This window comes from Isoptericola variabilis (assembly GCF_050311655.1).
Taxonomy (GTDB): Bacteria; Actinomycetota; Actinomycetes; order Actinomycetales; family Cellulomonadaceae; genus Isoptericola; species Isoptericola variabilis.
In genome coordinates, this window is sequence record NZ_JBNOZM010000001.1 from 894,391 (window position 1) to 917,041 (window position 22,651).

A 22,651-nucleotide genomic window follows, 5' to 3' on the forward strand; every position below is an offset into this window, starting at 1 on the left:
CGGTCACGCCGTGCCCTCGCGGGTGAGGACGGCGAGGATCGTGCCGTCGAGGAGGTCGGCCGGACGCCACACGTGGGCCTCGACACCGCAGCCGCGGAACTCCGCGAGCCAGCGGTGCTGCTCGGTGGAGACGCGCCCGCGCTCGGTCTTGAGCTCGGCGACGACCTGGCCGCCGCGCTTGGCGTGCAGGAGGACCAGGTCCGGGAACCCGGGCTGCGAGCGCCGACTGTCGTGCGTGTGGTACGCCATCCAGCCAAGCTCGCGGGCGAGGCCGAGGACGCGCGTCTGCAGCGCGGCCTCGGACATCTCGCGGGCCACCTGGGCGCGGTACTCGGTGCGGGACACGGGCCTCATCGGCGCCACCGCCACAGGTCCCGGGCGCAACCAGCGATGACGACGACCGCGATGACGACCAGGATCAGCACGAAGAGGGCGGCCAAGCCGAGGATGACCGCGGCGATCCATGCGGCGGCGGTCACCGGCGGCCGCCGGTGCAGAGCGGGCATGCCAGGCCGCGGGCGCGGTCGAACTGCCACCGCTGCCAGCGCGTGCGGGGCGGGCGGTGCAGGCCGCACGCCGGGTCCGTCGTGCGGTGCGCCGGCGAGCACCCGTGGTACCCGCCGCCGCGCGGGGCGCGCCACGGTGCACGACGGCGTGCCTCGCGACACTCCGGGCAGCAGCACAGGCCGCAGGTGACGCACGAGCGGGTGACGTGGCGGCGCAGGCGCGGCCGCCACGTAGCGAGCAGGAACACCACGACTGCCAGCAGCCACAGACCAACCAGGGCGCCGAGCAGGAGATACGGAACGCTCACGCGGCGGCCTCCCACGGCGTGCGGGCGGCGAGCCACTCGCGCTCGAACTGCGCGAGCGAGGGCCGGCCGACCGTCTCGAAGTGCTCGATCAGCTCGGGCGCGGCGTAGGCGGCCACGCGCGACCACGGGCCCGTCAGGAGCGAGAACGGGTCGATCCCCTCCCTGCGGCCGCGGGCGTTGAGCACCTTCCCGTGGGAGCCCTCCTCAGCCTTCGCGTAGGCGGCCTCGAGGACGACGTCGAACTCGGCGCGCATCTCCGACCACTGGGCGGCCGCGTGCGCGAAGATCGCGGACCTCACGCGGCGGCCTCCTTCGAGTGCTCCTTGCGGAGGTGCTCGTCGAGGTCCTCGACGGCGACCTTGAACGTGACCTTGATGCAGAGCTGCACGCCGGCCTTGTGACCAGGGCAGGTCCAGATGAACCCGCGGCCGAGCTCTCCGTCGAGGGTGCGGACGCGGCGCACGCTCGGCCGAGGGGCTGGCGCGGGGGCCGCGTCCGGCCGGGCGGCGAGTCGCTCGGCGATCTTCGACGGCGGGGTCGGCTTGGCCGCCTGCCGGCGACGCACCTCGACGCCGGCGGCCTTGAGAACGTTGGACACCGTCGAGAGCGAGACCCCGACGCGGTCGGCGACGTCCTGCATCGTCAGCACCTCGTCGGCGGACACGTACAGGGCGACGATCTGCCGGTTGCGGATCTCGCGCGACGCCTTGGACTGGCCAGGGCGCGGACCACGGCGGGGGGCAGGCTTCTCGAACGTCTCGAAGGTGGGCTTCGGGGTGGGCACGGGCACCTCCTCGGAGGCGATCGGGGCGGGCGGCGGCGTCGTGAACGCGGCCTTCTCGTACTCGGTGTCGACCAGGGCGCCGGCGAGCGCGCGGGAGGCCGACATCGATCGGGGCTGGCCCGACGGCTGAGCGAACGGGTTCGTCGCCGCGCGGCGGGCCTTCTCGGCCTCGCGGCGCTCCCGCACGGCGTCCAGGTCGACGTCCGACCGGCCCGTGGGGAGCGCCAGCGGGGCGAGGCCGACGACGCCGCCGGCGGCCGTGCTGCCGGCGGCCCTCACGAGGGGTCCGCCGCGGTCAGGCTGAGCCAGATGGTCAGCAGGGCAACGGCGATGCCGCGAACCCAGCGCGGGCCCACCTCTGCGCGTGCGTCCTCGAGCGCAGAGACGCGCCGGTCGACGTCGGCGGCCGCTTGGCGCCAGGCGAGTTCGATCCTCATCGCGCACCGCCCACGGCCAGGCGCTGACGGTGGGCCCAGCCCTCGAGCAGGGCGACGCACCCGTCGACGCCGACGCCCTCGGGCAGGATCCGCGCGCCCTCGAGGTGCATGAGGCGCGAGGCGACGAACCGCAGCTCGTCCTCGTCGAAGCCCGGGCAGAGCGCGGCGTGCGTGTACAGCTGCACCCAACCGGCGAGCGTCGTCGAGGCGTCGTGCTGCGCGGCCGCGAGCGCCTCGGAGACGATGCGGCGGGCTTCGCGGACGCCGGCGTCGAGGTGCGCGGTGGCCATCGTGCGGAGGCCGGGCACCTCGCCCGTGGCGGGCCGGCGGGCGGGCGCGTGGGCGGCCACGGCCGCGCCGTAGAACGATCGGACGCGGAGGCCGGCGACGTACTCGCGCTCGTTCTCGGTGAACTGGTCGGAGAGGCGCACGGTCAACGGGTCACCTCGATCTGGCCGTCGCGGTGCTTCCTGCGGTGGTAGGGCATCTCGGTGCCGGAGAGGTACGACTTCACGCTCGTAGCCGTCCAGTCGCAGTGGGCGCACGACGCCGTCCACAGACCGCGCGGGTCGTCGGGGTTGACGGGCTGCATCGTGACCTTGGGGCGGCCGATCCTCGTCTTCATCGGGTGGCCCCCTCGCGGGTCGCGGGGACGGCGTCGTAGAGCCAGTCGACGGAGACCCACACTTGCTGGTTGAACGCCTTCTCCTCGGCCGGGCCGTCGTACACCCGCAGGGCGCCGGCGGGGGCGATCGACCAGCGCGTAGCGGTCTCGAAGATCACCTTGCGCGTCGTGGGCGCGCCGGTCACGTCGAGCGCGCGCACCTCGACGACGACGCCGCGGCGGCGGGGCGCGGGCTTCGGCTCGTCGCGGCGGGCCGGCGCGTCGAGCACCGGCGGCAGGGCGCCAGCCGTGCGCACCCGGTGTACGAGGGCGAGGTCGTCGGCGTTGAGGCCGACGGCGGACGCCACGAGGCGGGTGATGCCGTCCACCTCCTCCGGGGTCGCGTCGCGCAGCGGCAGCCCCGCGGGGGCTGCGACCACGAGCTCGGGCGCGTCGAGCGGCCCGTCGTGGATCTGGTCGGTCAGGCCGCGCACGTCGCGCGGCGTCGGGATGGTGGTCACTGGGTTCTCCTCGGGGGTCATGCGTCGTTGCGCGCCGCGAGCGCCGGGACGTCGACGGTGGGCAGCGGGGTGGTGCGGGCGGTGGTGCAGTGCCGGCAGGACGGCAGGGGCGGCAGGGAGTGGTGCTCGCCTGCCCGGTGGTCGCCGGCGCACGCGGTGCACGGGGTGCGCTGGGTGTCGTGGATCGGGCACCAGGCGCCGCGGGGCGGGTCGACGAGTCGGCCGTTGAGCTGCCGCATCGCGGCGACGTGCTCGTCGATCGCGCGGAGGCGGGGCACGGGCTACCCGCCCGACCGGTAGGGCAGGCGCGTGCGGCCGTAGACGTTCACGCGGGCGCCGTGGGCGCTGTGCCCGGTGGAGGGCACGGTGCGCTGGTCGTCGGAGCCGCCGTAGAACACGGGGATCAGGAGTCCGTCCGAGACGGCGCGGGTGAAGAGGCCGGCGCGGGCGCGGTTCGGGAAGCCGATCGCGTCGAGCTGCTCGCGCACGTCGTTCACCGACAACGTCTGGCCCTTGGGCCAGGCAGCGATCACCGCGAGGCCCGCGGCGATCTCCTCGCGCCGCCGCGCCGCGAGCGACAGGGCCCGGCCGCGAGCGCCCGCCTCTGCGGGGGTCAGGGTCGGCGTGCTCATCGGGCACCGCCGTGCCAGTGAGAACTCGCGGCGGCCTCGCACGGCTCGCACGGCTCACCGGGCCCTGCGGTCGCGACCTCGCGCTCGCCGCGCATGTCGGCCCCGCAAAGGGCGAACCGCTCACCGTCGCTCGCGAAGCAGTTTGGCCAGCAGGTCGTGCAGACCTGGTGGACCACCTCGCCGACGTCGGCCGACGCGGTCGGCTCGGGGCGGTCGGTCTGGGCCGGGGTGATGGTCGGCGTGCTCATCGGGCACCGCCCGCGAGGAGCGAGAGCAGGACGTTGGCGCGGTGCGTCGCCCACTGCCGCGGGGCGTACTCCTCGACCGTGCCGATGGGCGCGCCGCACTCGCACTCCGACCCCTCGTCCGGGCTGACGCTGTACGTGTCGTGCTGGTCCAGCAGCTGCACGATGTCGTCGCGGTGCTCAGGCAGCGTGCCGAGCACCGCGGCCGCGATGCGGTAGTCCAGGGCGGTGACGGGACGCTCGTCGTTCAGCGTGTCGCGGACGGCCGTCGCAGCCGCCTTGAGCACGTCGTTGCCCTTGCAGTGCCCGCAATCCGTCGTGCACGTCGCGTCGCACTGGTCGAAGCGGTGAGGCGTGGTGGCGGTCATCGGGTCCTCCGCAGCTGGACGTGCACGAGACGGGCGAGCAGCAGTCCGCCGCCCACGATCAGGACGGGGCCGGCGATCAGCTGGCCGCCCGACATCAGCGGGGCGGTCAGCTCGACGACGACGCCGAGGTAGACGGCCGCGAGCGCCAGGGCGGCGACCATGGCGACGCCGAGGGGGTGCCGGGCGGCGCGCCCCGCGGTGTGCGTGGTCACGCGGGGCGCGCCGGCCGCCCTCTCCTCCCCCTGCGAGGTGAGGTTCCGAGGCTCGCGCTGCTCGAGCGCGAGCTGCACGAGCGGGTTCGTTGCGGCGTGCTCGGCGAGCAGCTCGTCGATGTCGCGGGGCTCCATCGCGGCGGTCATCGGATGCCTCCGCGCAACTCGACGAGACGCGCGCATGCGCTGTCGAGCGAGGCGATGGCGCGCTCCTCGTAGACGCCGGGCTGCGAGCCGAACCAGTCGAGCGCGGCCGCGACGACGTCGTCCTTCGCGCGGAGGACCGCAAGCGCCGAGTCGCCCGACGGCGTCGCGGCCACGTGCACCGCGTCGAGCACGGCCGCCTGACCGCGCAGCAGAGCCTGCACGCCCGCCTGCGACGACAGCGCCGGCACGACCGGGTCCGCGGGGCGGCGGCGGGGCACGCCCGGCACGGCGTCGATCACCTCGGGTCGGGCGGTCATCGGGCACCGCCGAACGACTCGACGAGGCGGGCGTCCTGGCCGCGCGACTCCGACACGTCCGCGGCCTTCACCAGCTGCGCCGCGAGCTCGCGCGCCTGGGCGGGCGTGACGGCGTGGGTGTGGAGGACGCGGCCGCGCATGTCCTTCTCGAACAGGTCGACCGCTGGCTCGGCCGGCGAGCCCATGGTGTCGGGCTCCGCCGACAGCGTGTAGAGCATGAACGGGACCTGGATCGGTCGCGGCGTGGTGGTGTGGGTGGTGGTCATCGGTAGACTCCTCGGTGAGTGCGTAGCCCCCGTCATTGCCCTGGTCGGCGCGGGGGCTTCGTGCTGTCCGCGGTCAGCTCGTGGGACGGAGACCGGCGGCGCCGCGCTTGGTCTGGCGGGCGATGTACGCCTCGACCTGCGCGAGCGGGATACGGAGCTTGGGGCGGCGCAGCTTCTCGCCGCGCCGGGAGATGTCGACGTAGGGCAGCACGCCGTCGTGCATGAGGCCGTACACGTGGTCGGGGGAGCAGCTGAGGAGGTCGGCGACCGCCTTGACGGTGACGTGCGGGGAGGTCGCCGGCGCGGGGGCCGCGCTCCGTCGCGCACTCACTGCTGCACCGGCCCGAAGTCGGTGGAGCGCGCCTCGGCGATCGCCGAGATCTCCGAGGGCTTCTTGCCGAAGAACTGCGCGATGCGCGCGAGCTCCTTGAACCTGATCTGGTCGTAGGGGCCGAGACGCCGCTGCAGGGTGGCCTTGGGGATGCCCGTGGCCTCTGCCAGAGTCTCCTGGGTGATGTTTGCCTTCCGGCGGAGCTCTTCGAGCACCTCCGGGAGGACGTCTGCCGTATCCATACGGATACCCTACCCGGCCCAACCGGGCCGTGCACAGATCCAATCGGATACGAGGGGATGAAATTTCCAGATGGAGTGTCACACAGCCCGGACGGCGCTACTCTTCATCCATATGGACACCAACGAGACCCAGGTTGATGCGCTGACCTCCGCCCTGGCGGACACGTTGACGGCCGAACGCTCCGCAGCTCGCCTCACGCGCGGCGAGCTGGCGAAGCGCGCGGGGCTGTCCGAAGTCGCCCTCGGGCGGTACGAGCGAGGCGAGCGGGACGTCCCCTACAAGACGCTCGCGCAGCTCGCGGGCGCCCTCGGGTACAAGCCGTCGGAGCTCATGGCTGCGGCGGAGGCACGCGCGGAGCGGCGGTCGTGACGGAGGCGAGCATTCTGAGCCAGGCCCTCGGGCGCAGCATCGCCGGCGAGCGTGTCGCGGCCGGCTACTCCCAGCGCGAGCTAGCGCAGGCGACCGGGATCTCCCCCGAGGCGATCCACCGCTACGAGGCGGGCAAGCGTGACATCCCGATCCGGGCGCTCGACCGAGTCGCCGAGGTTCTCGAGCTCGCGCCCTCCGACCTGCTCCTCGCCGCGGAGAAGCGCGCGGGTCGAGCCGGACACCGACGGTCGACTGCGTCCCGTCGATAACGTTCCCGCAACGGGTCAGATTTCACCCGCACTCGCCCCGAGTGGGTCGGGTGCCCCTGCCTACCATCGTTTCACCCGCTCCACCTAGGAGAGTTGGAGGGGTCAAACGCGTGGGGGAACGCTCATTATGTCCATCGGTGTAATCGCTCCGTCTCGTCCAGCAGTCGACGCCGCCGTGCAGGCTGCCCTCGATCGCCGGGAGGAGTTCCTCCGGCGTCTCGTCGAGGGCGAGGTCGGCGCCGTCGAGCTCTGGCAGGTCATCCGGCGCGCCGGTCTGCCCGTCGACATCATGAACCATCGCTCGCGCCAGCTGCTCTTGGCGGCGAGCGGGGCCACGCTGCCGGCGTCGATCTGGCTGTAGCCGATGCCCGCATACCGCCGACTGCCCTCGGGCGTCTGGCAGGCGACCGTCCGGCTTCCGGACGGTCGCCGCGTGACGCAGACCGACCCCCTCAAGAAGGTCGTCAAGGAGTGGGCCGAGCAAACCGCGACCGACGCGCGCCGGGGCACCTGGCGCGACCCGCGGCGCGAGTCCCTGACGCTGGGGGAGTGGTACGACCGCTGGCAGCGCACGCGCGTCGTCGAGGCCGAGACGCGGCGTGCCGACGACACGTCGTGGCGCCTCCACCTGCGCGAGCACTTCGCCGACCGTCCGCTGCGCGACATCACCCGGAGCGAGGTGGGCGGCTGGGTCGCGGCGCGGGAGCGAGACGGCATCGGGCCCGCGGCGATCGGGAAGGCGCTGGCGCACCTCAAGGCGACGCTCGAGGCCGCCACGCTCGATGGGCACCTCGAGGCGAACCCCGCCCGCCGGGTGAAGCCGCCGACGGCCCCGCCGAAGCTGCCCGAGTGGCACACCCAGCGCGAGGTCGAGGCGATCGCCGGCGCGCTCCGCAAGGCGGGGCGCGAGTCCGACGCCGTGCTGGTCGAGCTCATGTGCTGGGTCGGGCCGCGATGGGGCGAGGCGGTCGCGCTCCGCGGCGACGACGTCGACTGGCTACGGCGCACCGTGAGGATCGACCACACGCTCACGCAGCACGGCAAGGACAAGCCCTACCCGAAGAACTCCACCTCGATCCGCGAGGTGCCGGCGCCCGCCTGGCTCGTGAAGCGCCTGGGCGCGCTCCTCGTCGGGCGCCCTGCCGACGCGCGCATCTTCGTCACGAAGCGCGGCCGCGACCTCAACGCCGCGAACTGGCGCGAGGATCTCCGCGTCGTGCTCGAGGAGGCCGGCCTGCCGCACACCCACCCGCACAAGTTCCGGCACACGGCGGCCTCGTGGCTCGTGCAGGCTGGCGTCCCGCTGTACGACGTCAAGACGCAGCTCGGGCACGGCAGCATCAAGACGACCGAGCGGTACGCCCACCTGGCGCCCGACGTCTCCAACCCCGTGACGGCTGCGTGGAAGCGGCTCGAGGCGCCTCGCGCGGCCCCGTCGCTACGTCGTGCGCGGCGTCAGGGGTAGGCGTGACGCACAGGTGACGCACGCCCGGGCCGCGAGCGCCAAGAAATCACCCTCACCTGCATGAACGCTCGGACGAGGTGGTCTCAGTTGAAGATCACGTCGACGCCGGCGTCCTCGGCGCGCCGGACGGCGTCGCGCACCTGGGCGTAGTCGGCGTGCTGCGGCTGGAGCTGGACCCCGATGCGGATCGGGAACGTGGTGTCGGTCACGGCGCGAGCCTACGACCGACTCCCGGGTGAGGCGTCAGGCCGTCCGCGTGGCGACCGCGAAGACGCGCCGGAAGGCCAGGGGCGTTCCGAACGGACGCCGGGGGTAGGCCTCGCGCAGGGCGGCGCCGAGGTCGGCGTCGAACCGGGCGCGCAGGTCGGTGCCGTGCGCGGCGTCGTGCGCGTCGAGCGCGTGCAGCACCGGCTGGGCGCCGGTCGCCGAGATCCACCGCAGCACCGGGTCGTCGCCGTCGAGCACGTGCGTGTAGGTCGTCTCCCAGGCGTCGACCGACCAGCCGGGCCTGGACAGGAGCTCGAGGTACTCGGCGGGGTCGCCGACGGCGCGGCGCTCGACGGGCCCGACGACGGCGGCGTAGGGCGCGCGGCCGGCGACCTCGCGCAGGGTGCGGTGGCTCGGGGCGTCGTGGTTGCCGGGGACGGAGAACGCGAACGTCTGCCGCGCCGTGGCCGCGAGGGCGGGGAGCAGGTCGCGGTGCCCGGGCACCCACTGGAGCGTGGCGTTGCTGATCACGAGGTCGGCCTCGGGGACGGGGCCGCGTCCGGCGGCGTGGTCGCGCACGTCGGCGAGCTCGTACCGGCCGTCCGGGTCGGCGGCCCGCGCGCGCTCGACCATCGCGGGGGAGGCGTCGAGCCCGACGAACGCGGCGTCGGGCCACCGCTCGCGCAGCACGGGGGTGAGGTGGCCCGGGCCGCAGCCCAGGTCGACGACGCTCGCCGGGTCGCGCACGACGCGCGCGACGAGCTCGCCGAAGGGGCGCGACCGTTCGTTGGTGTAGCGCAGGTACGCGGTGGGGGACCAGTCGGCCATGACCATTCCTCTCGACATCAAGTCTCTTGATGTCGAGATACTAACCCGACGGTCAGGGGACGAGCAGCACCTTGCCCGTCGTGGCGCGTCCCTCCAGCGCGCGGTGCGCCTGCGCGGCCTCGGCGAGGGGGAGCCGCTCGCCGATCCGGACGTCCAGGTCGCCCGCGGCGGCGGCCCCGAGCACCTCGGACGCCCGCCACTCGAGCTCCCCCCGGGTGAGGAGGTAGTGCCCCAGCGTGGGCCGGGTGAGGTAGAGCGACCCGCCGGAGTTGAGGCGCTGCGGGTCGAACGGCGGCACCTGCCCGGAGGCTCCGCCGAACAGCACGAGGGTGCCGCGCGGGCGCAGCGACGCGAGCGACGCGTCGAACGTGGCGCGGCCCACGCCGTCGTACACGACGTGCACGCCGCGGCCGTCGGTCAGGTCGCGCACGACCGCGGGCAGCTCGGTCGCGATGTCGTCCATCGCCGCGTAGTCGACGGTGTGCGCGGCGCCGGCCGCCGACGACAGGGCCGCCTTCTCGGGCGAGGACACGGTGGTGATGACGCGACCGCCGCGTGCTACCGCGAGCTGGGTGGCGAGCAGGCCGACGCCGCCGGCGCCGGCGGTGAGCAGCACGTCGTGGCCCGGCCCGACCTCGAAGGTCGACGCGACGAGGTAGTGGGCCGTCATGCCCTGCAGCGGCAGCGCCGCGGCGGTGACGAGGTCCAGCCCCGCGGGGACGCGGACGGCGTTCGCCGCGGGGACGACGGCGAGCTCCGCGTACGAGCCCGGCGCCTCGTTCCAGGCCACCTCGTCGCCGACCGCGAAGCCCTCCACGCCGTCGCCGACCTCCTCGACGGTGCCGGCGCCCTCGACGCCCACGACGTGGGGGTAGCTCATCGGGTACACGCCGGCGCGGCGGTACGTGTCGATGAAGTTGACCCCCGCCGCGGCGACGCGGACGAGGAGCTCGCCCGCGCCGGGCGCGGGGTCGGGCTGCTCGACGTACTCCAGGACCTCGGGACCACCCGCCGCGCGGGCCACGACTGCGTGCATGCGTCCGACCTTATGCTTCGGGCGTGACCCGAGACACCCGCGCCCCGTTCACGATCCGCCCCGCGACCGACGACGACTGGCCCGCCCTGTGGCCGATCGTCGAGGCGGTCGTTCGCGAGGGAGAGACCTACGTCTACCCGCTGGACCTCACCAGCGAGCAGGCGCGGGAGATCTGGATGGAGCGGGCCCCCGGCGCGACGGTCGTGGCGGAGGGGGCCGACGGGACGCTGCTGGGCACGGCCAAGATGGGGCCGAACCGACCCGGGAACGGCGACCACGTGGGCACGGCGTCGTTCATGGTGTCTCCCGAGGCTCGCGGGCTGGGGGTGGGCCGGGCGCTCGGCGAGCACGTCGTCGCGTGGCACCGCGAGCAGGGCTTCCGCGGCGTCCAGTTCAACGCGGTGGTCGAGTCCAACGAGGTCGCGGTGCGCCTGTGGCGGGCGCTCGGGTTCGAGGTGGTCGGCACGGTGCCGGGCGCCTTCCGCAGCCCGGCGCACGGCTACGTGGGGCTGCACGTGATGTACCTCCCGCTCGTCGCGTGACCCGCGGCGCCCGGGGCGCGAGAAACAGGTTCCAGGGGCGCTGCATAGGTATGTATAGTGCTGCATATGGTCAGCACTGAGTCGCGCACGTTCCGCGTCGCCGTCGCCGGTGCCTCCGGGTACGCCGGGGGCGAGTTCCTGCGCCTCGCGGCGCGTCACCCCGCGCTGGAGATCGGGACGCTCACGGCGCACTCGAACGCCGGCACGCGGCTCGGTACGCACCAGCCGCACCTGCGTTCCCTCGCGGACAGGGTGCTCGAGCCCACGACGCCGGAGGCGCTCGCGGGTCACGACGTCGTCGTGCTCGGCCTGCCGCACGGTGCGTCCGGCGAGATCGCCGCGCAGCTGCCCGACGACGTGCTGGTCCTCGACCTGGGCGCCGACCACCGGCTCGCGTCCGCCGCCGACTGGGAGCAGTTCTACGGCTCGGCCCACGCGGGCACCTGGCCCTACGGCCTGCCGGAGCTGCTTCACGCGGACGGCGAGGGCGGCGTCACCGGGACGCAGCGCGACCACCTGGCCGGCGCCCGCCGGATCGCCGTGCCGGGCTGCAACGTCACGGCCGTCACGCTCGGCCTGCAGCCGGGCGTCGCCGCCGGCCTCGTGAGCCCGGCCGACGTCGTGGCGGTCCTCGCCAACGGGTACTCCGGCGCGGGCAAGTCCCTCAAGCCGCACCTGCTCGCCGCCGAGGGCCTGGGCTCCGCGGTGCCGTACGCCGTCGGCGGCACGCACCGGCACATCCCCGAGATCGCGCAGAACCTGCGCACCGCCGGCGCGCCCGCGGTGTCGATCAGCTTCACGCCCACGCTCGTGCCGATGTCGCGCGGCATCCTCGCCACCGTCACCGCGCGTCTCGCGCCGGAGCACGAGGGCGCCACGGCCGCCGACGTCCGCGCCGTGTGGGCGGAGGCCTACGCGGACGAGCCGTTCGTCGAGCTCCTCCCGGACGGGCAGTGGCCGACGACGGCCGCCACGCTCGGCGCCAACACCGCCCTCGTGCAGGTCGCGCTCGACGCCGGCGCCGGGCGCGTCGTGACCGTCACCGCCATCGACAACCTGGTCAAGGGCACCGCCGGCCAGGCGGTCCAGGCCATGAACCTCGCCCTCGGCCTGCCGGAGACGGCCGGCCTCGTCACCGAAGGAGTCGCTCCATGAGCGTCACCGCAGCGAAGGGGTTCCGGGCCGCCGGGATCACGGCAGGCCTCAAGGCCTCCGGCGCCCCCGACCTCGCCCTGGTCGTCAACGACGGCCCGCAGCACGCGGCGGCCGCCGTCTTCACGAGCAACCGTGTGGTCGGCGCGCCCGTGATGTGGTCGCGTCAGGCGATCAAGGACGGGGTCGCCCGCGCCGTCGTGCTGAACTCGGGGGCCGCGAACGTGTGCACCGGCCCCGGCGGGTTCCAGGACTCGCACGCCACGGCGGAGAAGGTCGCGGAGGTGCTCGGGATCGGCGCGATCGACGTCCTCGTGGCCTCGACCGGCCTCATCGGCGTGCGCCTCGCGGCCGAGAAGCTGCTCGCGGGCATTCCGGTGGCGGCGGAGGCGCTGGGCCCGGACGAGGCGTCGGGCGTGAGCGCGGCCACGGCCATCATGACGACGGACTCCGTCCCGAAGACCGCGGTGCGCACGATCGAGACGCCGTCCGGCACCGTGACCGTGGGCGGGATGGCCAAGGGCGCGGGCATGCTCGCTCCCGCGCTCGCCACGATGCTGTGCGTCATCACGACCGACGCCGTCGTGGAGGCCGGGACGACGGACGCGGCGCTGCGCACCGCGACCCGCACGACGTTCGACCGGGTCGACTCCGACGGCTGCATGTCCACCTCCGACACGGTGGTGCTCATGGCCTCGGGTGCGTCCGGCGCGACCCCGGACGACGCCGCGTTCACCGAGGCCGTCACCGCCGTCTGCGCCGAGCTGGCGCGCCAGCTCGTGGCCGACGCGGAGGGCGCGTCGCACGACATCGCCATCACGGTCACGGGCGCGACGACCGAGGACGCGGGCCTGGCCGTGGCGCGGGCGGTGAGCCGGTCCAACCTGGTCAAGGCCGCGATCTTCGGCAACGACCCCAACTGGGGCCGGATCCTGTCGCAGGTCGGCACGGTGCCCGAGGAGGTCGCGCCGTTCGACCCGCTGGAGCTCGACGTCAGCGTCAACGGCGTCATGGTGTGCAAGGCCGGCGGGGCGCACGAGTCGCCCGAGAAGGTGGACCTCGCCGCGTCGCGCGACGTCGACATCACGATCGACCTGCACGCGGGCGACGCCGAGATCACGCTGTGGACCAACGACCTCACGCACGCGTACGTCCACGAGAACAGCGCGTACAGCTCATGAGCAGCGACGTCGTGAACGGGCTCGCGCCCGAGCAGAAGGCCGAGGTGCTCCTCGAGGCCCTCCCGTGGCTCCAGGAGTTCGCGGGCGCGCTCGTCGTCGTCAAGTACGGCGGCAACGCCATGATCGACGACGAGCTCAAGGCCGCGTTCGCGCAGGACATGGTCTTCCTGCGCCAGGTGGGCCTGCGGCCCGTCGTCGTGCACGGCGGGGGCCCGCAGATCAACGCCATGCTGGAGCGGCTGGACATCCACAGCGAGTTCCGCGGCGGCCTGCGCGTCACCACGCCCGAGGCGATGGACGTGGTGCGCATGGTGCTCACCGGCCAGGTCTCGCGCGAGCTCGTCGGCCTCATCAACGCGCACGGCCCGCACGCCGTCGGGATGTCGGGGGAGGACGCCGGGCTGTTCCGCGCCGCCCGCCGGCACGCCGTGGTCGACGGCGAGCCGGTCGACGTCGGCCTCGTGGGGGACGTCGTCCAGGTGGACCCCGGCGCCGTGCAGGACCTGCTCGACGCCGGCCGCATCCCGGTCGTGTCGACCGTCGCGCCCGACGTCGACGACCCGACCCAGGTGCTCAACATCAACGCCGACACGGCAGCCTCGGCGCTCGCGGTGGCGCTCGGCGCGAGCAAGCTCATCATGCTCACCGACGTCGAGGGCCTGTACACCTCGTGGCCCGACAAGGACTCCCTCGTCGAGGAGATCACCGCGCCGGACCTCGCAGCCCTGCTGCCGAGCCTGACGTCGGGCATGGTGCCGAAGATGGAGGCGTGCCTGCGGGCCGTGCAGGGCGGCGTGCCGCGCGCCACCGTGATCGACGGCCGCCAGCCGCACTCCGTGCTGCTGGAGGTCTTCACCACCCGCGGCAACGGCACCATGGTCGTGCCCGCGCCGGGAGCGACGACGAAGGAGGCGGGCGCGTGAGCGACACCCTGCAGTCCGTGAGCGGGGGCGCCCTGGCCGACGCCTCGAACGCCGCCTGGACCGACCGCTACTCCCACGCCGTGATGGACACGTTCGGCCCGCCGCAGCGCGTGCTGGTGCGGGGCGAGGGCGCGTACGTGTGGGACGCCGACGGGCGCCGCTACCTCGACCTGCTCGCCGGGATCGCGGTGAACGCGCTCGGTCACGCGCACCCCACCCTCACCGCGGCGATCAGCGCGCAGCTCGGCACCCTCGGCCACGTGTCGAACTTCTTCGCCACGCCCACGCAGATCGGGCTCGCCGAGCGGCTCCTGCACCTCGCGGGCGCCCCCGACGGCTCGCGGGTGTTCTTCACCAACTCGGGCACCGAGGCGGTCGAGGCGGCGTTCAAGATGGCGCGCCGCAACACAGGCGACGACGGCGCCCGCACCCGGGTCCTGGCCCTCGAGGGCGGCTTCCACGGCCGGTCGATGGGCGCCCTCGCGCTCACGGCGAAGGCCGCCTACCGCGAGCCGTTCGAGCCGCTGCCGGGCGGCGTGGAGCACGTGGCCTTCGGCGACACCGCCGCTCTCGACGAGGCGTTCTCGCCCGAGGCCGTCGCGGAGCGGGGCGGCGTCGCGGCGCTCGTCGTCGAGCCGCTGCAGGGCGAGGCCGGCGTGCGGCCGCTGCCCCCGGGCTACCTGGCCCACGCACGCCGGCTCACCGCCGAGGCGGGCGCGCTGCTCGTGCTCGACGAGGTCCAGACGGGCGTCGGCCGCACGGGTTCCTGGTTCGCGTTCCAGCAGCCGGAGATCGGCGGCGGCGTCGTGCCCGACGTCGTCACCGTGGCCAAGGGGCTGGGCGGCGGCTTCCCCGTGGGCGCCGCGATCGCGTTCGGCGAGCGTGCCGCGACCCTGCTCGGCCGCGGCCAGCACGGCACCACGTTCGGCGGCAACCCCGTCGCCGCCGCGGCGGGCCTCGCGACGCTCGGCGTCATCGAGCGCGACGGTCTGCTGGAGAACGTCCGCCGCGTCGGCGAGGTGCTGCGGACCGAGATCGAGGCGGCGGGCAACCCGCTGGTCGCCGGGGTGCGGGGCCGCGGGCTCCTGCTCGCCGTCCAGCTCACCCGGCCCGTCGCGGCCGACGTCGCGGCGGCGGCCCTCGAGGCGGGCTTCGTCGTCAACGCCGTCGCCCCGGACGCGATCCGTCTGGCGCCCCCGCTGATCCTCACGGCCGACCAGGCGCGCGACACCGCCCGGTTCTTCGCCGCCGTCACCGTCCCCGACACGACTGCCGACCCGACCGCCGAAGGGAAGCCCTGATGCCCCGCCACTTCCTCCGCGACGACGACCTCACCCCGGACGAGCAGCGGGAGGTCCTCGAGCTCGGCATGGCGTTCCGGGAGGACCGGTTCGTGCGCGCGCCGCTCGCGGGCCCGCAGGGCGTCGCGGTGCTGTTCGACAAGCCGACGCTGCGCACGCAGGTCTCGTTCTCGACGGGCGTCGCCGAGCTCGGCGGCTTCCCCGTGATCGTGGACGGCCGCCTCGCCCAGGTGGGCGTGCGCGAGTCCGTCGCCGACGTCACGCGTGTGCTCGACCGCCAGGTGTCCGCCATCGTGTGGCGCACGTTCGGCCAGGAGCGCATCGACGAGATGGCGGCCGTCTCGCGGGTTCCCGTGGTCAACGCGCTGACCGACGGCTTCCACCCGTGCCAGATCCTCGCCGACCTGCTCACGGTCGCCCAGCACCGGGGCGGCATCTCCGCCCTGGCCGGGCAGCGCCTCGCCTACGTGGGGGACGCGGGCAACAACATGGCTGCGTCGTACCTGCTCGGCGGCGTCACCGCCGGTCTGCACGTCGCCGTCGCCGGGCCGGAGGGCTACCTCCCGCCCGACGACGTCGTCGCCCGCGCCCGGGAGATCGCCGCCACGACCGGCGGGTCGGTGACCGTCACAACCGACGCGCGCGCCGCCGTCGCGGGGGCCGACGTCGTCGCCGCGGACACCTGGGTGTCCATGGGCGACGAGGACGAGGCCGCCGAGCGGCTCGCCGCCCTCGACGCCTACCGCGTCGACGACACGCTGCTGGCCGCCGCGGCCGACGACGCGATCTTCCTGCACTGCCTGCCCGCCTACCGCGGCAAGGAGGTCACCGCCGAGGTGATCGACGGCCCCGCGTCGGTGGTGTGGGACGAGGCGGAGAACCGTCTGCACGCGCAGAAGGCGCTGCTGACCTGGCTGCTGGAGCACCGGTGAGCGGCGTCGACGGGACGCCGCCGGTCGGCCAGCCCTCGGGCCAGGCCGCGGGGCCGACCACCAAGGCCGCGCGGCACGCGCGGATCGTCGAGATCGTGCGGCGCACGGCGATCCACTCGCAGGCCGAGCTGGCCCGCGAGCTCGCCGACGCGGGCGTCAGCGTCACGCAGGGCACCCTGTCGCGCGACCTCATCGAGCTGCGGGCCGAGAAGGTGCGCAACGCGGCCGGGTCCCTCGTGTACGCCGTGCCCGGCGAGGGCGGCGACCGCAGCGTGCAGGCCGCGGGCGTGGGGGAGCACGACGTCGAGTACGTCGCCGCGCGTCTCGCCCGGCTCTGCAACGACCTGCTCGTGTCGGCGGAGGCGTCGGCCAACCTCGTCGTGCTGCGCACGCCCCCCGGCGCGGCCAACTACCTCGCGTCCGCGATCGACCACTCTGTCCTCCCGGGCGTCCTCGGCTCCATCGCGGGCGACGACACGATCCTCGTGATCGCGCGCGACCCGCTCGGCGGCGACGACCTCGCGCGCCGCTTCCTCGAGCTGACCCAACCCTGACCCGACCTGACCGACGGCACGGCCGTGGCCCCCGCGGGCCGGCGCTGCCAGACTTGACCCGAACCCCCACGCCAGAAAGAGAACTGTGATGACTGATCGCGTCGTGCTCGCCTACTCGGGCGGCCTGGACACCTCCGTGGCCATCGGCTGGATCGCCGAGGCCACCGGGGCCGAGGTCGTCGCCGTGGCCGTCGACGTCGGCCAGGGCGGCGAGGACATGAACGTCATCCGCAAGCGCGCGCTCGACTGCGGCGCCGTCGAGGCGTACGTCGCCGACGCGCGCGACGAGTTCGCCGCGGAGTACTGCATGCCCGCGCTCAAGGCCAACGGCATGTACCTCGACCGCTACCCGCTGGTCTCGGCCATCTCCCGCCCGGTGATCGTCAAGCACCTCGTGCGCGCCGCGCGCCAGTTCGGCGCGACGACGGTCGCGCACGGCTGCACCGGCAAGGGCAACGACCAGGTCCGCTTCGAGGTCGCGACGACGTCGCTCGCCCCCGACCTCAAGTCCATCGCCCCGGTGCGCGACCTCGCCCTCACGCGCGAGAAGGCCATCGACTACGCCGAGCGCCACGACCTGCCGATCGCGACGACCAAGAAGAACCCGTTCTCGATCGACCAGAACGTGTGGGGCCGCGCGGTGGAGACCGGCTTCCTCGAGGACATCTGGAACGAGCCGACCAAGGACGTCTACTCCTACACGGACGACCCGACGTTCCCGCCGGTCGCCGACGAGGTCGTCATCACGTTCGACCAGGGCGTGCCGGTCGCGCTCGACGGCGTGGCCGTCACCCCCCTGCAGGCGATCCAGGAGATGAACCGTCGCGCGGGCGCCCAGGGCGTCGGTCGCATCGACATCGTCGAGGACCGCCTCGTGGGCATCAAGTCCCGCGAGATCTACGAGGCGCCCGGCGCGATCGCGCTCATCGCCGCGCACCAGGAGCTGGAGAACGTCACGCTCGAGCGCGAGCAGGCCCGCTTCAAGCGCCAGGTCGAGCAGCGCTGGACCGAGCTGGTCTACGACGGCATGTGGTTCTCCCCGCTGAAGAAGAACCTCGACACCTTCGTCGACGAGACGCAGAAGTACGTCTCCGGCGACATCCGCATGGTCCTGCACGGCGGCCGGGCCACCGTCACGGGTCGGAAGTCGGAGTCGAGCCTGTACGACTTCAACCTCGCCACCTACGACGAGGGCGACTCGTTCGACCAGTCGCACGCCAAGGGCTTCATCGAGATCTACGGCCTCGCCGCCAAGCAGGCCGCGGCCCGCGACGAGAAGTTCGGCAACGGCGTGGACCTCGGCACCGGGGAGCTCTGACGTGGGGTCCGAGGTGGCGCCCGGCGGCCCGGACGGCAGCGTGACGCGGCAGTCCGACAACGTGTCCCTCTGGGGCGGCCGGTTCGCCGGCGGCCCGTCGCCGGAGCTGCAGGCGCTGAGCCAGTCGACGCACTTCGACTGGGTGCTGGCGCCGTACGACATCCGGGGCTCGCGGGCGCACGCCCGGGTGCTGCACGCCGCGGGCCTGCTCACCGACGACGAGCTGACCGGCATGCTCGAGGCGCTCGACGTGCTGCTCGCCGACGTCGAGTCGGGGGCCTTCCTGCCCGTGCTCGGCGACGAGGACGTGCACACGGCCCTGGAGCGCGGCCTCATCGAGCGCGCGGGCGCCGAGCTGGGTGGCAAGCTCCGCGCGGGCCGCTCGCGCAACGACCAGATCGCCACGCTCGTGCGGCTGTACCTGCGCGACCAGGCGCGCGTCGTCGTGCGCCAGGTGCTCGACGTCGTGGACGCGCTCGTCGTGCAGGCGGAGGCGGCCGGCGAGGCCGTCATGCCGGGCCGCACGCACCTGCAGCACGCGCAGCCGGTACTCCTGGCGCACCAGCTGCTGGCGCACGCGTGGCCGCTGCTGCGCGACGTCGACCGGCTGGTCGACTGGGACGTCCGCGCCGCACGCTCGCCCTACGGGTCCGGGGCGCTCGCGGGCTCGTCGCTGGGCCTCGACCCGGCGGCGGTCGCGACGGAGCTCGGCTTCGACGGCCCGGTGGAGAACTCGATCGACGGCACGGCCGCGCGCGACGTCGTCGCGGAGTTCGCGTTCGTGTCCGCGATGGTCGGCATCGACCTGTCGCGGCTGAGCGAGGAGATCATCCTCTGGAACACGAAGGAGTTCGGCTTCGTGCGGCTGGACGACTCGTGGTCGACCGGGTCGAGCATCATGCCGCAGAAGAAGAACCCGGACATCGCCGAGCTCGCCCGCGGCAAGGCCGGCCGCCTGGTGGGTGACCTCACGGGCCTGCTCACCACGCTCAAGGGACTGCCGCTGGCGTACAACCGCGACCTGCAGGAGGACAAGGAGCCGGTCTTCGACCAGGTCTCCACCCTCACCGTGCTGCTGCCGGCGTTCGCGGGCATGGTGCGCACCCTCACGTTCGACACGGACCGCATGGCCGAGCTCGCCCCGCAGGGCTTCTCGCTGGCCACGGACATCGCCGAGTGGCTGGTGCGCCAGGGGGTCCCGTTCCGGGTCGCGCACGAGGTCGCGGGCGCGTGCGTGCGGGTCTGCGAGGAGCGCGGCATCGAGCTGTGGGACCTCTCGGACGCCGACCTCGCCGCGATCTCCGAGCACCTGACGCCGGGGGTGCGCGAGGTGCTGTCCGTCGAGGGCTCCGTCGCCTCGCGCGACGGCGTCGGCGGCACGGCGCCCGCCCGCGTCGCGGAGCAGGTGGAGGCCGCCAAGGAGCGGTCCGCGGAGTTCCGCATCTGGGCGGACAGCTGACCCGGTCCGCGCTCGACGTCGGCCGCACGCTCCTCCGGGGCGGGCGGCCGACGTCGTTCCGGGCGCGCCGTACGGTGCGGGTACGGCTGCGGATACGGTCTGGGAGCCGGCGAGAGGAGCGGGAGTGACGACGACCGAGGACGTGCTGGACCACCTCGTGGCGCGCGTGCGTGCAGCGGAGCCCCGGCTCCCGGGCGCGGGAGCGCCCGAGCCGTGGCGCCGGACCAGGCTGGTGTGCGTCGACGGCCCGGCGGGCTCGGGCAAGACGACGCTGGCCACGCAGCTCGCGGTGCGGTTCGCGTGCCAGGTCGTGCACCTGGACGACCTCTACGAGGGCTGGGAGGCCGGGCCCGACGGCGGGGCGCGCCGCCTGGGGGAGTGGGTCCTGGAACCCCTCGAGGCGGGCCGCGCAGGGCGGTACCGGCGGTACGACTGGGTCCGGGGGGAGTACGCCGAGGCGCACGACGTCGAGCCGGCGCCGGTCGTGGTCGTCGAGGGCTGCGGGGCCGCCGCCCGCCAGGTCGACGGCCGGGCCGCGCTACGGGTCTGGGTCGAGGCCGACGACGCGGTGCGCCTGGAGCGCGGCCTGGCCCGTGACGGGGCGGACTCGCGCGACCACTGGCTGAAGTGGATGGCCGACGAGCGCGCCCACTACGCGGCCGAGCGCACGCGTGAGCGTGCCGACGTCCGGCTCGACGGCGTCGGCCGCCTCGCCGACGGTGCGCCCGCCGCGGCCCCGGGGGAGCGATGACCGGCGTGGCGGCGGGGACGGTGGTGCCGTCCCGCGCGTGGTTCGCGCGGGACGTGCACGTCGTCGCGCACGACCTGCTGGGCGCGCTGCTCACGCGCCGCACGCCGGACGGGACCGTCACCGTGCGGATCACCGAGGTCGAGGCCTACGCGGGCGCGGCCGACCCCGGGTCGCACGCCTATCGCGGGGAGACCGCGCGCAACCGGACGATGTTCGGCGAGCCGGGTCGCGTCTACGTGTACCGGCACCTGGGGCTGCACCACTGCATGAACGTCGTGTGCAGCCCGCCCGGTGAGGCGTCGGCCGTGCTGCTGCGGGCGGGCGAGGTGGTCGAGGGCGCGGACCTCGCGCGCGAGCGGCGCGCCGCCGCGGGCGTGACGCGGTCCGACGTCGACCTGGCACGCGGGCCAGCGCGGCTGACCGTCGCGCTCGGGATCGACCGGGCCGACGACGGCGCGGACGTCACCGACCCGGCCGGCGGCCTGGTGCTGCGGGTGCGGGCGACGGCGCCGGAGGACGACGGCAGGCAGGTCGCGACCGGCCCTCGCGTCGGGGTGAGCGGCGACGGCGGCCGCGCCGACCTGTTCCCCTGGCGGGCCTGGCTGGCGGGCGACCCGACCGTCTCCGCGTACCGCGCGGCGGAATCACGGCGCCGACGGCGATAGTCGTCGGGCACACTAGGAGGGCGGCCCGACCGGGTCGCGACCCCCTGTCACGAGGAGCACACGGTGACCGACGTTCTCGACGAGCTGCACTGGCGAGGCCTGGTGGCGCAGTCCACCGACGAGGCCGCGCTGCGTTCTGCGCTGGCCGAGGGACCCGTCACCTATTACGCGGGCTTCGACCCGACGGCGCAGAGCCTCCACGTGGGCCACATGGTGCAGCTGCTGAACATGCGAAGGCTCCAGCTCGCGGGGCACCGCCCCCTCGCGCTGGTCGGTGGTGCCACGGGCCTCATCGGCGACCCGCGCCCCACCACCGAGCGCTCGATGCAGTCGAGGGACGTCGTCGCGGGCTGGGTGGACCGCATCCGGGCACAGATCGAGCCGTTCCTCGACTTCGAGGGGCCGGCGGCGGCGCGCATGGTCAACAACCTCGACTGGACCGGGTCCATGTCGGCGATCGACTTCCTGCGCGACGTCGGCAAGCACTTCCGGGTGGGCACGATGCTCGGCAAGGACATCGTGGCGCGGCGCCTGCGCTCGGACGAGGGCATCAGCTACACCGAGTTCAGCTACCAGGTGCTGCAGGGCATGGACTTCCGGGAGCTGTACGAGCGGCACGGGTGCACGCTCCAGCTCGGCGGCAACGACCAGTGGGGCAACCTGCTGTCCGGCGTCGAGCTGATCCGCAAGACCGACGGCGCGGCGGTGCACGCCCTGACCTCGCCGCTGATCACCAAGGCCGACGGCACGAAGATGGGCAAGTCCGAGGGCGGCGCCGTCTGGCTCGACCCGGAGCTCACGAGCCCGTACGCGTTCTACCAGTTCTGGCTCAACACGGCCGACGCCGACGTCGTGAAGTACCTCAAGGTCTTCACCTTCCGCTCGCGGGAGGAGATCGAGGCGCTCGAGCTCGAGGTGGCCGAGCGGCCGTTCGCCCGGGAGGCGCAGCGGGCGCTGGCCGGCGACCTCACCACCCTGGTGCACGGGCAGGCCGCGACCGACGCCGTCATCGCGGCGAGCCAGGCGCTGTTCGGCCGTGGCGAGCTGCAGGGCCTGGACGAGCGGACCCTCGGCGCCGCCGTCGCGGAGCTCCCGCGCACGACGGCGAAGGCGGGCGACCTCGTCGTCGACGCGTTCGTCGGCTCGGGCCTTGTCACGTCGAAGGCCGCCGCCCGCCGGGCGATCGGTGAGGGCGGCGCCTACGTGAACAACACCAAGGTCGAGTCGGAGGACGCCGCGCTGCGCGCTGAGGACCTGCTGCACGGCAGGTACGCCGTCCTGCGTCGCGGCAAGCGGACCCTCGCGGTCGCCGTCACCGAGTAAGCACCGCGGTCGTGCGATCGAGGGCCCCGGGGGAGCACGCGCTCGCCCGGGGCCTTCGTCGTCCTCAGGACCGCCGTCGCCCCAGGACCGCCGTCGCTCGCCGCCGCCGTCGGGCCGGCCCGGACACGTGTCGGCGCAGGTCAGAGCGCGATTTGGTGCCCCGGCCGGAGTGTGTGTAATGTTCTCGTCGTTCGCCCGACAGGGAGAACGGACACCGAGGAGACAGCCGAGAGGCTGGGTACCGGTGGCCGGCCCGGGGCGGACACCCGAATCCTTCTTCACGAGGGCGACGAGTGCGCCCTCGTTCGGGACCGGGACGTCCGAACCGACACACCAGGCCAACGGCCGGGAGTTGACGGGGCAGGACGAACCGAGTAAGTTTGAGGGGTTGCCCCGGCGGGGCTGGGACGGAAGTTCTGGTTCTGTGGGTGTGCGTCGGTTGTTTGAGAACTCAA

Annotated in this window: 36 protein-coding genes and 1 pseudogene; 16 read left to right on the forward strand and 21 right to left on the reverse strand. The window is 74.0% G+C overall.

Going from position 1 to position 22,651, the window contains the following annotated elements; genetic code table 11:
* Positions 1–3: 3 nt before the first annotated feature.
* The 18 genes from ACQP60_RS04270 to ACQP60_RS04355 all read right to left on the reverse strand — a co-directional run bounded on the left by ACQP60_RS04270 (position 4) and on the right by ACQP60_RS04355 (position 5,920).
* The gene (locus ACQP60_RS04270) at positions 4–354 is read right to left on the reverse strand and encodes a VRR-NUC domain-containing protein (protein WP_429728687.1); all 351 of its coding nucleotides are present in this window, start codon (positions 352–354) and stop codon (positions 4–6) included.
* Positions 351–479, reverse strand: a complete 129-nt coding sequence (locus tag ACQP60_RS04275; RefSeq protein ID WP_429728688.1) for a hypothetical protein — start codon at positions 477–479, stop codon at positions 351–353. Before ACQP60_RS04275 ends, ACQP60_RS04270 begins: the two co-directional genes overlap by 4 nt.
* Positions 476–814 (reverse strand): hypothetical protein, encoded by a 339-nt coding sequence (locus ACQP60_RS04280; protein WP_429728690.1) that lies wholly within the window; start codon positions 812–814, stop codon positions 476–478. The genes ACQP60_RS04275 and ACQP60_RS04280 overlap by 4 nt, the downstream gene beginning before the upstream one ends.
* On the reverse strand, positions 811–1,113 hold the full coding sequence (locus tag ACQP60_RS04285; RefSeq protein ID WP_429728692.1) for a hypothetical protein: 303 nt from the start codon (positions 1,111–1,113) through the stop codon (positions 811–813). The genes ACQP60_RS04280 and ACQP60_RS04285 overlap by 4 nt, the downstream gene beginning before the upstream one ends.
* Complete coding sequence (locus ACQP60_RS04290) at positions 1,110–1,877, reverse strand: LacI family DNA-binding transcriptional regulator (protein ID WP_429728694.1); 768 nt, start codon at positions 1,875–1,877, stop codon at positions 1,110–1,112. The genes ACQP60_RS04285 and ACQP60_RS04290 overlap by 4 nt, the downstream gene beginning before the upstream one ends.
* On the reverse strand, positions 1,874–2,035 hold the full coding sequence (locus ACQP60_RS04295) for a hypothetical protein (protein WP_429728696.1): 162 nt from the start codon (positions 2,033–2,035) through the stop codon (positions 1,874–1,876). The genes ACQP60_RS04290 and ACQP60_RS04295 overlap by 4 nt, the downstream gene beginning before the upstream one ends.
* Entirely contained in the window at positions 2,032–2,472 is a 441-nt protein-coding gene (locus ACQP60_RS04300; RefSeq protein ID WP_429728698.1) for a hypothetical protein, read from the reverse strand. The genes ACQP60_RS04295 and ACQP60_RS04300 overlap by 4 nt, the downstream gene beginning before the upstream one ends.
* Positions 2,469–2,660 (reverse strand): hypothetical protein, encoded by a 192-nt coding sequence (locus tag ACQP60_RS04305; protein ID WP_429728700.1) that lies wholly within the window; start codon positions 2,658–2,660, stop codon positions 2,469–2,471. Before ACQP60_RS04305 ends, ACQP60_RS04300 begins: the two co-directional genes overlap by 4 nt.
* Positions 2,657–3,160: a hypothetical protein gene (locus tag ACQP60_RS04310; protein ID WP_429728702.1), complete on the reverse strand. Its 504-nt coding sequence runs from the start codon at positions 3,158–3,160 to the stop codon at positions 2,657–2,659. Before ACQP60_RS04310 ends, ACQP60_RS04305 begins: the two co-directional genes overlap by 4 nt.
* Positions 3,161–3,177: 17 nt before the next feature.
* Positions 3,178–3,438, reverse strand: a complete 261-nt coding sequence (locus ACQP60_RS04315) for a hypothetical protein (RefSeq protein WP_429728704.1) — start codon at positions 3,436–3,438, stop codon at positions 3,178–3,180.
* A 3-nt stretch (positions 3,439–3,441) separates the two neighbouring features.
* Positions 3,442–3,792 carry a hypothetical protein gene (locus ACQP60_RS04320; protein ID WP_429728706.1) on the reverse strand — a complete coding sequence of 117 codons (351 nt, stop codon included), beginning with the start codon at positions 3,790–3,792 and terminating at the stop codon, positions 3,442–3,444.
* Positions 3,789–4,040, reverse strand: coding sequence for a hypothetical protein (locus ACQP60_RS04325; protein ID WP_429728708.1), 252 nt, complete (start codon positions 4,038–4,040; stop codon positions 3,789–3,791). The genes ACQP60_RS04320 and ACQP60_RS04325 overlap by 4 nt, the downstream gene beginning before the upstream one ends.
* A complete protein-coding gene (locus ACQP60_RS04330; RefSeq protein WP_429728710.1) occupies positions 4,037–4,405 on the reverse strand; it encodes a hypothetical protein in 369 nt (122 codons plus the stop codon). The genes ACQP60_RS04325 and ACQP60_RS04330 overlap by 4 nt, the downstream gene beginning before the upstream one ends.
* The gene (locus tag ACQP60_RS04335; RefSeq protein WP_429728712.1) at positions 4,402–4,764 is read right to left on the reverse strand and encodes a hypothetical protein; all 363 of its coding nucleotides are present in this window, start codon (positions 4,762–4,764) and stop codon (positions 4,402–4,404) included. Before ACQP60_RS04335 ends, ACQP60_RS04330 begins: the two co-directional genes overlap by 4 nt.
* On the reverse strand, positions 4,761–5,081 hold the full coding sequence (locus ACQP60_RS04340; RefSeq protein WP_429728713.1) for a hypothetical protein: 321 nt from the start codon (positions 5,079–5,081) through the stop codon (positions 4,761–4,763). The genes ACQP60_RS04335 and ACQP60_RS04340 overlap by 4 nt, the downstream gene beginning before the upstream one ends.
* The gene (locus ACQP60_RS04345; protein WP_429728715.1) at positions 5,078–5,347 is read right to left on the reverse strand and encodes a hypothetical protein; all 270 of its coding nucleotides are present in this window, start codon (positions 5,345–5,347) and stop codon (positions 5,078–5,080) included. The genes ACQP60_RS04340 and ACQP60_RS04345 overlap by 4 nt, the downstream gene beginning before the upstream one ends.
* A 73-nt stretch (positions 5,348–5,420) precedes the next feature.
* Complete coding sequence (locus tag ACQP60_RS04350; RefSeq protein WP_429728717.1) at positions 5,421–5,678, reverse strand: helix-turn-helix domain-containing protein; 258 nt, start codon at positions 5,676–5,678, stop codon at positions 5,421–5,423.
* Complete coding sequence (locus ACQP60_RS04355; protein ID WP_429728719.1) at positions 5,675–5,920, reverse strand: helix-turn-helix domain-containing protein; 246 nt, start codon at positions 5,918–5,920, stop codon at positions 5,675–5,677. Before ACQP60_RS04355 ends, ACQP60_RS04350 begins: the two co-directional genes overlap by 4 nt.
* A gap of 112 nt (positions 5,921–6,032) precedes the next feature.
* Between ACQP60_RS04355 and ACQP60_RS04360 the strand changes: the two genes are divergently transcribed.
* The 4 genes from ACQP60_RS04360 (at position 6,033) to ACQP60_RS04375 (ending at position 8,024) form a co-directional block, all read left to right on the forward strand.
* The gene (locus tag ACQP60_RS04360; RefSeq protein ID WP_429728721.1) at positions 6,033–6,290 is read left to right on the forward strand and encodes a helix-turn-helix domain-containing protein; all 258 of its coding nucleotides are present in this window, start codon (positions 6,033–6,035) and stop codon (positions 6,288–6,290) included.
* Entirely contained in the window at positions 6,287–6,559 is a 273-nt protein-coding gene (locus ACQP60_RS04365; protein ID WP_429728723.1) for a helix-turn-helix domain-containing protein, read from the forward strand. The genes ACQP60_RS04360 and ACQP60_RS04365 overlap by 4 nt, the downstream gene beginning before the upstream one ends.
* Before the next feature lie 175 nt (positions 6,560–6,734).
* Positions 6,735–6,920, forward strand: coding sequence for a hypothetical protein (locus tag ACQP60_RS04370; RefSeq protein ID WP_429728725.1), 186 nt, complete (start codon positions 6,735–6,737; stop codon positions 6,918–6,920).
* Positions 6,921–6,992: 72 nt separating this feature from the next.
* Positions 6,993–8,024, forward strand: coding sequence for a tyrosine-type recombinase/integrase (locus tag ACQP60_RS04375; RefSeq protein WP_429728727.1), 1,032 nt, complete (start codon positions 6,993–6,995; stop codon positions 8,022–8,024).
* A gap of 86 nt (positions 8,025–8,110) precedes the next feature.
* Here the strand turns inward: ACQP60_RS04375 and ACQP60_RS04380 are convergent.
* From ACQP60_RS04380 to ACQP60_RS04390, 3 genes and pseudogenes are all read right to left on the reverse strand, one after another.
* Positions 8,111–8,233, reverse strand: a pseudogene (locus ACQP60_RS04380) (LLM class F420-dependent oxidoreductase); the annotation flags it as partial.
* Between the two features lie 34 nt (positions 8,234–8,267).
* Positions 8,268–9,059 carry a methyltransferase domain-containing protein gene (locus ACQP60_RS04385; RefSeq protein ID WP_429728729.1) on the reverse strand — a complete coding sequence of 264 codons (792 nt, stop codon included), beginning with the start codon at positions 9,057–9,059 and terminating at the stop codon, positions 8,268–8,270.
* Between the two features lie 52 nt (positions 9,060–9,111).
* Positions 9,112–10,095 carry a quinone oxidoreductase family protein gene (locus ACQP60_RS04390; RefSeq protein WP_429728731.1) on the reverse strand — a complete coding sequence of 328 codons (984 nt, stop codon included), beginning with the start codon at positions 10,093–10,095 and terminating at the stop codon, positions 9,112–9,114.
* 23 nt (positions 10,096–10,118) lie between these two features.
* Here ACQP60_RS04390 and ACQP60_RS04395 point away from each other — a divergent pair, with 23 nt between their 5' ends.
* From ACQP60_RS04395 to tyrS, 12 genes are all read left to right on the forward strand, one after another.
* On the forward strand, positions 10,119–10,637 hold the full coding sequence (locus ACQP60_RS04395) for a GNAT family N-acetyltransferase (protein WP_429728733.1): 519 nt from the start codon (positions 10,119–10,121) through the stop codon (positions 10,635–10,637).
* Positions 10,638–10,703: 66 nt separating this feature from the next.
* A complete protein-coding gene (argC, locus tag ACQP60_RS04400) occupies positions 10,704–11,792 on the forward strand; it encodes an N-acetyl-gamma-glutamyl-phosphate reductase (RefSeq protein ID WP_429728734.1) in 1,089 nt (362 codons plus the stop codon).
* A complete protein-coding gene (argJ, locus tag ACQP60_RS04405) occupies positions 11,789–12,970 on the forward strand; it encodes a bifunctional glutamate N-acetyltransferase/amino-acid acetyltransferase ArgJ (RefSeq protein ID WP_429728736.1) in 1,182 nt (393 codons plus the stop codon). Before argC ends, argJ begins: the two co-directional genes overlap by 4 nt.
* Positions 12,967–13,893: an acetylglutamate kinase gene (gene argB / locus ACQP60_RS04410; protein ID WP_429728738.1), complete on the forward strand. Its 927-nt coding sequence runs from the start codon at positions 12,967–12,969 to the stop codon at positions 13,891–13,893. Before argJ ends, argB begins: the two co-directional genes overlap by 4 nt.
* Positions 13,890–15,194, forward strand: coding sequence for an acetylornithine transaminase (locus ACQP60_RS04415; protein ID WP_429728740.1), 1,305 nt, complete (start codon positions 13,890–13,892; stop codon positions 15,192–15,194). Before argB ends, ACQP60_RS04415 begins: the two co-directional genes overlap by 4 nt.
* The gene (argF, locus tag ACQP60_RS04420) at positions 15,194–16,126 is read left to right on the forward strand and encodes an ornithine carbamoyltransferase (protein ID WP_429728742.1); all 933 of its coding nucleotides are present in this window, start codon (positions 15,194–15,196) and stop codon (positions 16,124–16,126) included. The genes ACQP60_RS04415 and argF overlap by 1 nt, the downstream gene beginning before the upstream one ends.
* Positions 16,123–16,680 carry an arginine repressor gene (locus tag ACQP60_RS04425; protein WP_429728744.1) on the forward strand — a complete coding sequence of 186 codons (558 nt, stop codon included), beginning with the start codon at positions 16,123–16,125 and terminating at the stop codon, positions 16,678–16,680. Before argF ends, ACQP60_RS04425 begins: the two co-directional genes overlap by 4 nt.
* A gap of 88 nt (positions 16,681–16,768) precedes the next feature.
* The gene (locus ACQP60_RS04430; RefSeq protein ID WP_429728746.1) at positions 16,769–17,998 is read left to right on the forward strand and encodes an argininosuccinate synthase; all 1,230 of its coding nucleotides are present in this window, start codon (positions 16,769–16,771) and stop codon (positions 17,996–17,998) included.
* A gap of 13 nt (positions 17,999–18,011) precedes the next feature.
* Positions 18,012–19,457, forward strand: coding sequence for an argininosuccinate lyase (gene argH / locus ACQP60_RS04435; RefSeq protein ID WP_429728812.1), 1,446 nt, complete (start codon positions 18,012–18,014; stop codon positions 19,455–19,457).
* A 124-nt stretch (positions 19,458–19,581) separates the two neighbouring features.
* The gene (locus ACQP60_RS04440; RefSeq protein WP_429728748.1) at positions 19,582–20,208 is read left to right on the forward strand and encodes an AAA family ATPase; all 627 of its coding nucleotides are present in this window, start codon (positions 19,582–19,584) and stop codon (positions 20,206–20,208) included.
* Positions 20,205–20,873, forward strand: a complete 669-nt coding sequence (locus ACQP60_RS04445) for a DNA-3-methyladenine glycosylase (RefSeq protein ID WP_429728750.1) — start codon at positions 20,205–20,207, stop codon at positions 20,871–20,873. Before ACQP60_RS04440 ends, ACQP60_RS04445 begins: the two co-directional genes overlap by 4 nt.
* A 63-nt stretch (positions 20,874–20,936) precedes the next feature.
* Positions 20,937–22,196 carry a tyrosine--tRNA ligase gene (tyrS, locus tag ACQP60_RS04450; protein ID WP_429728752.1) on the forward strand — a complete coding sequence of 420 codons (1,260 nt, stop codon included), beginning with the start codon at positions 20,937–20,939 and terminating at the stop codon, positions 22,194–22,196.
* The last annotated feature ends 455 nt before the right edge of the window (positions 22,197–22,651 follow it).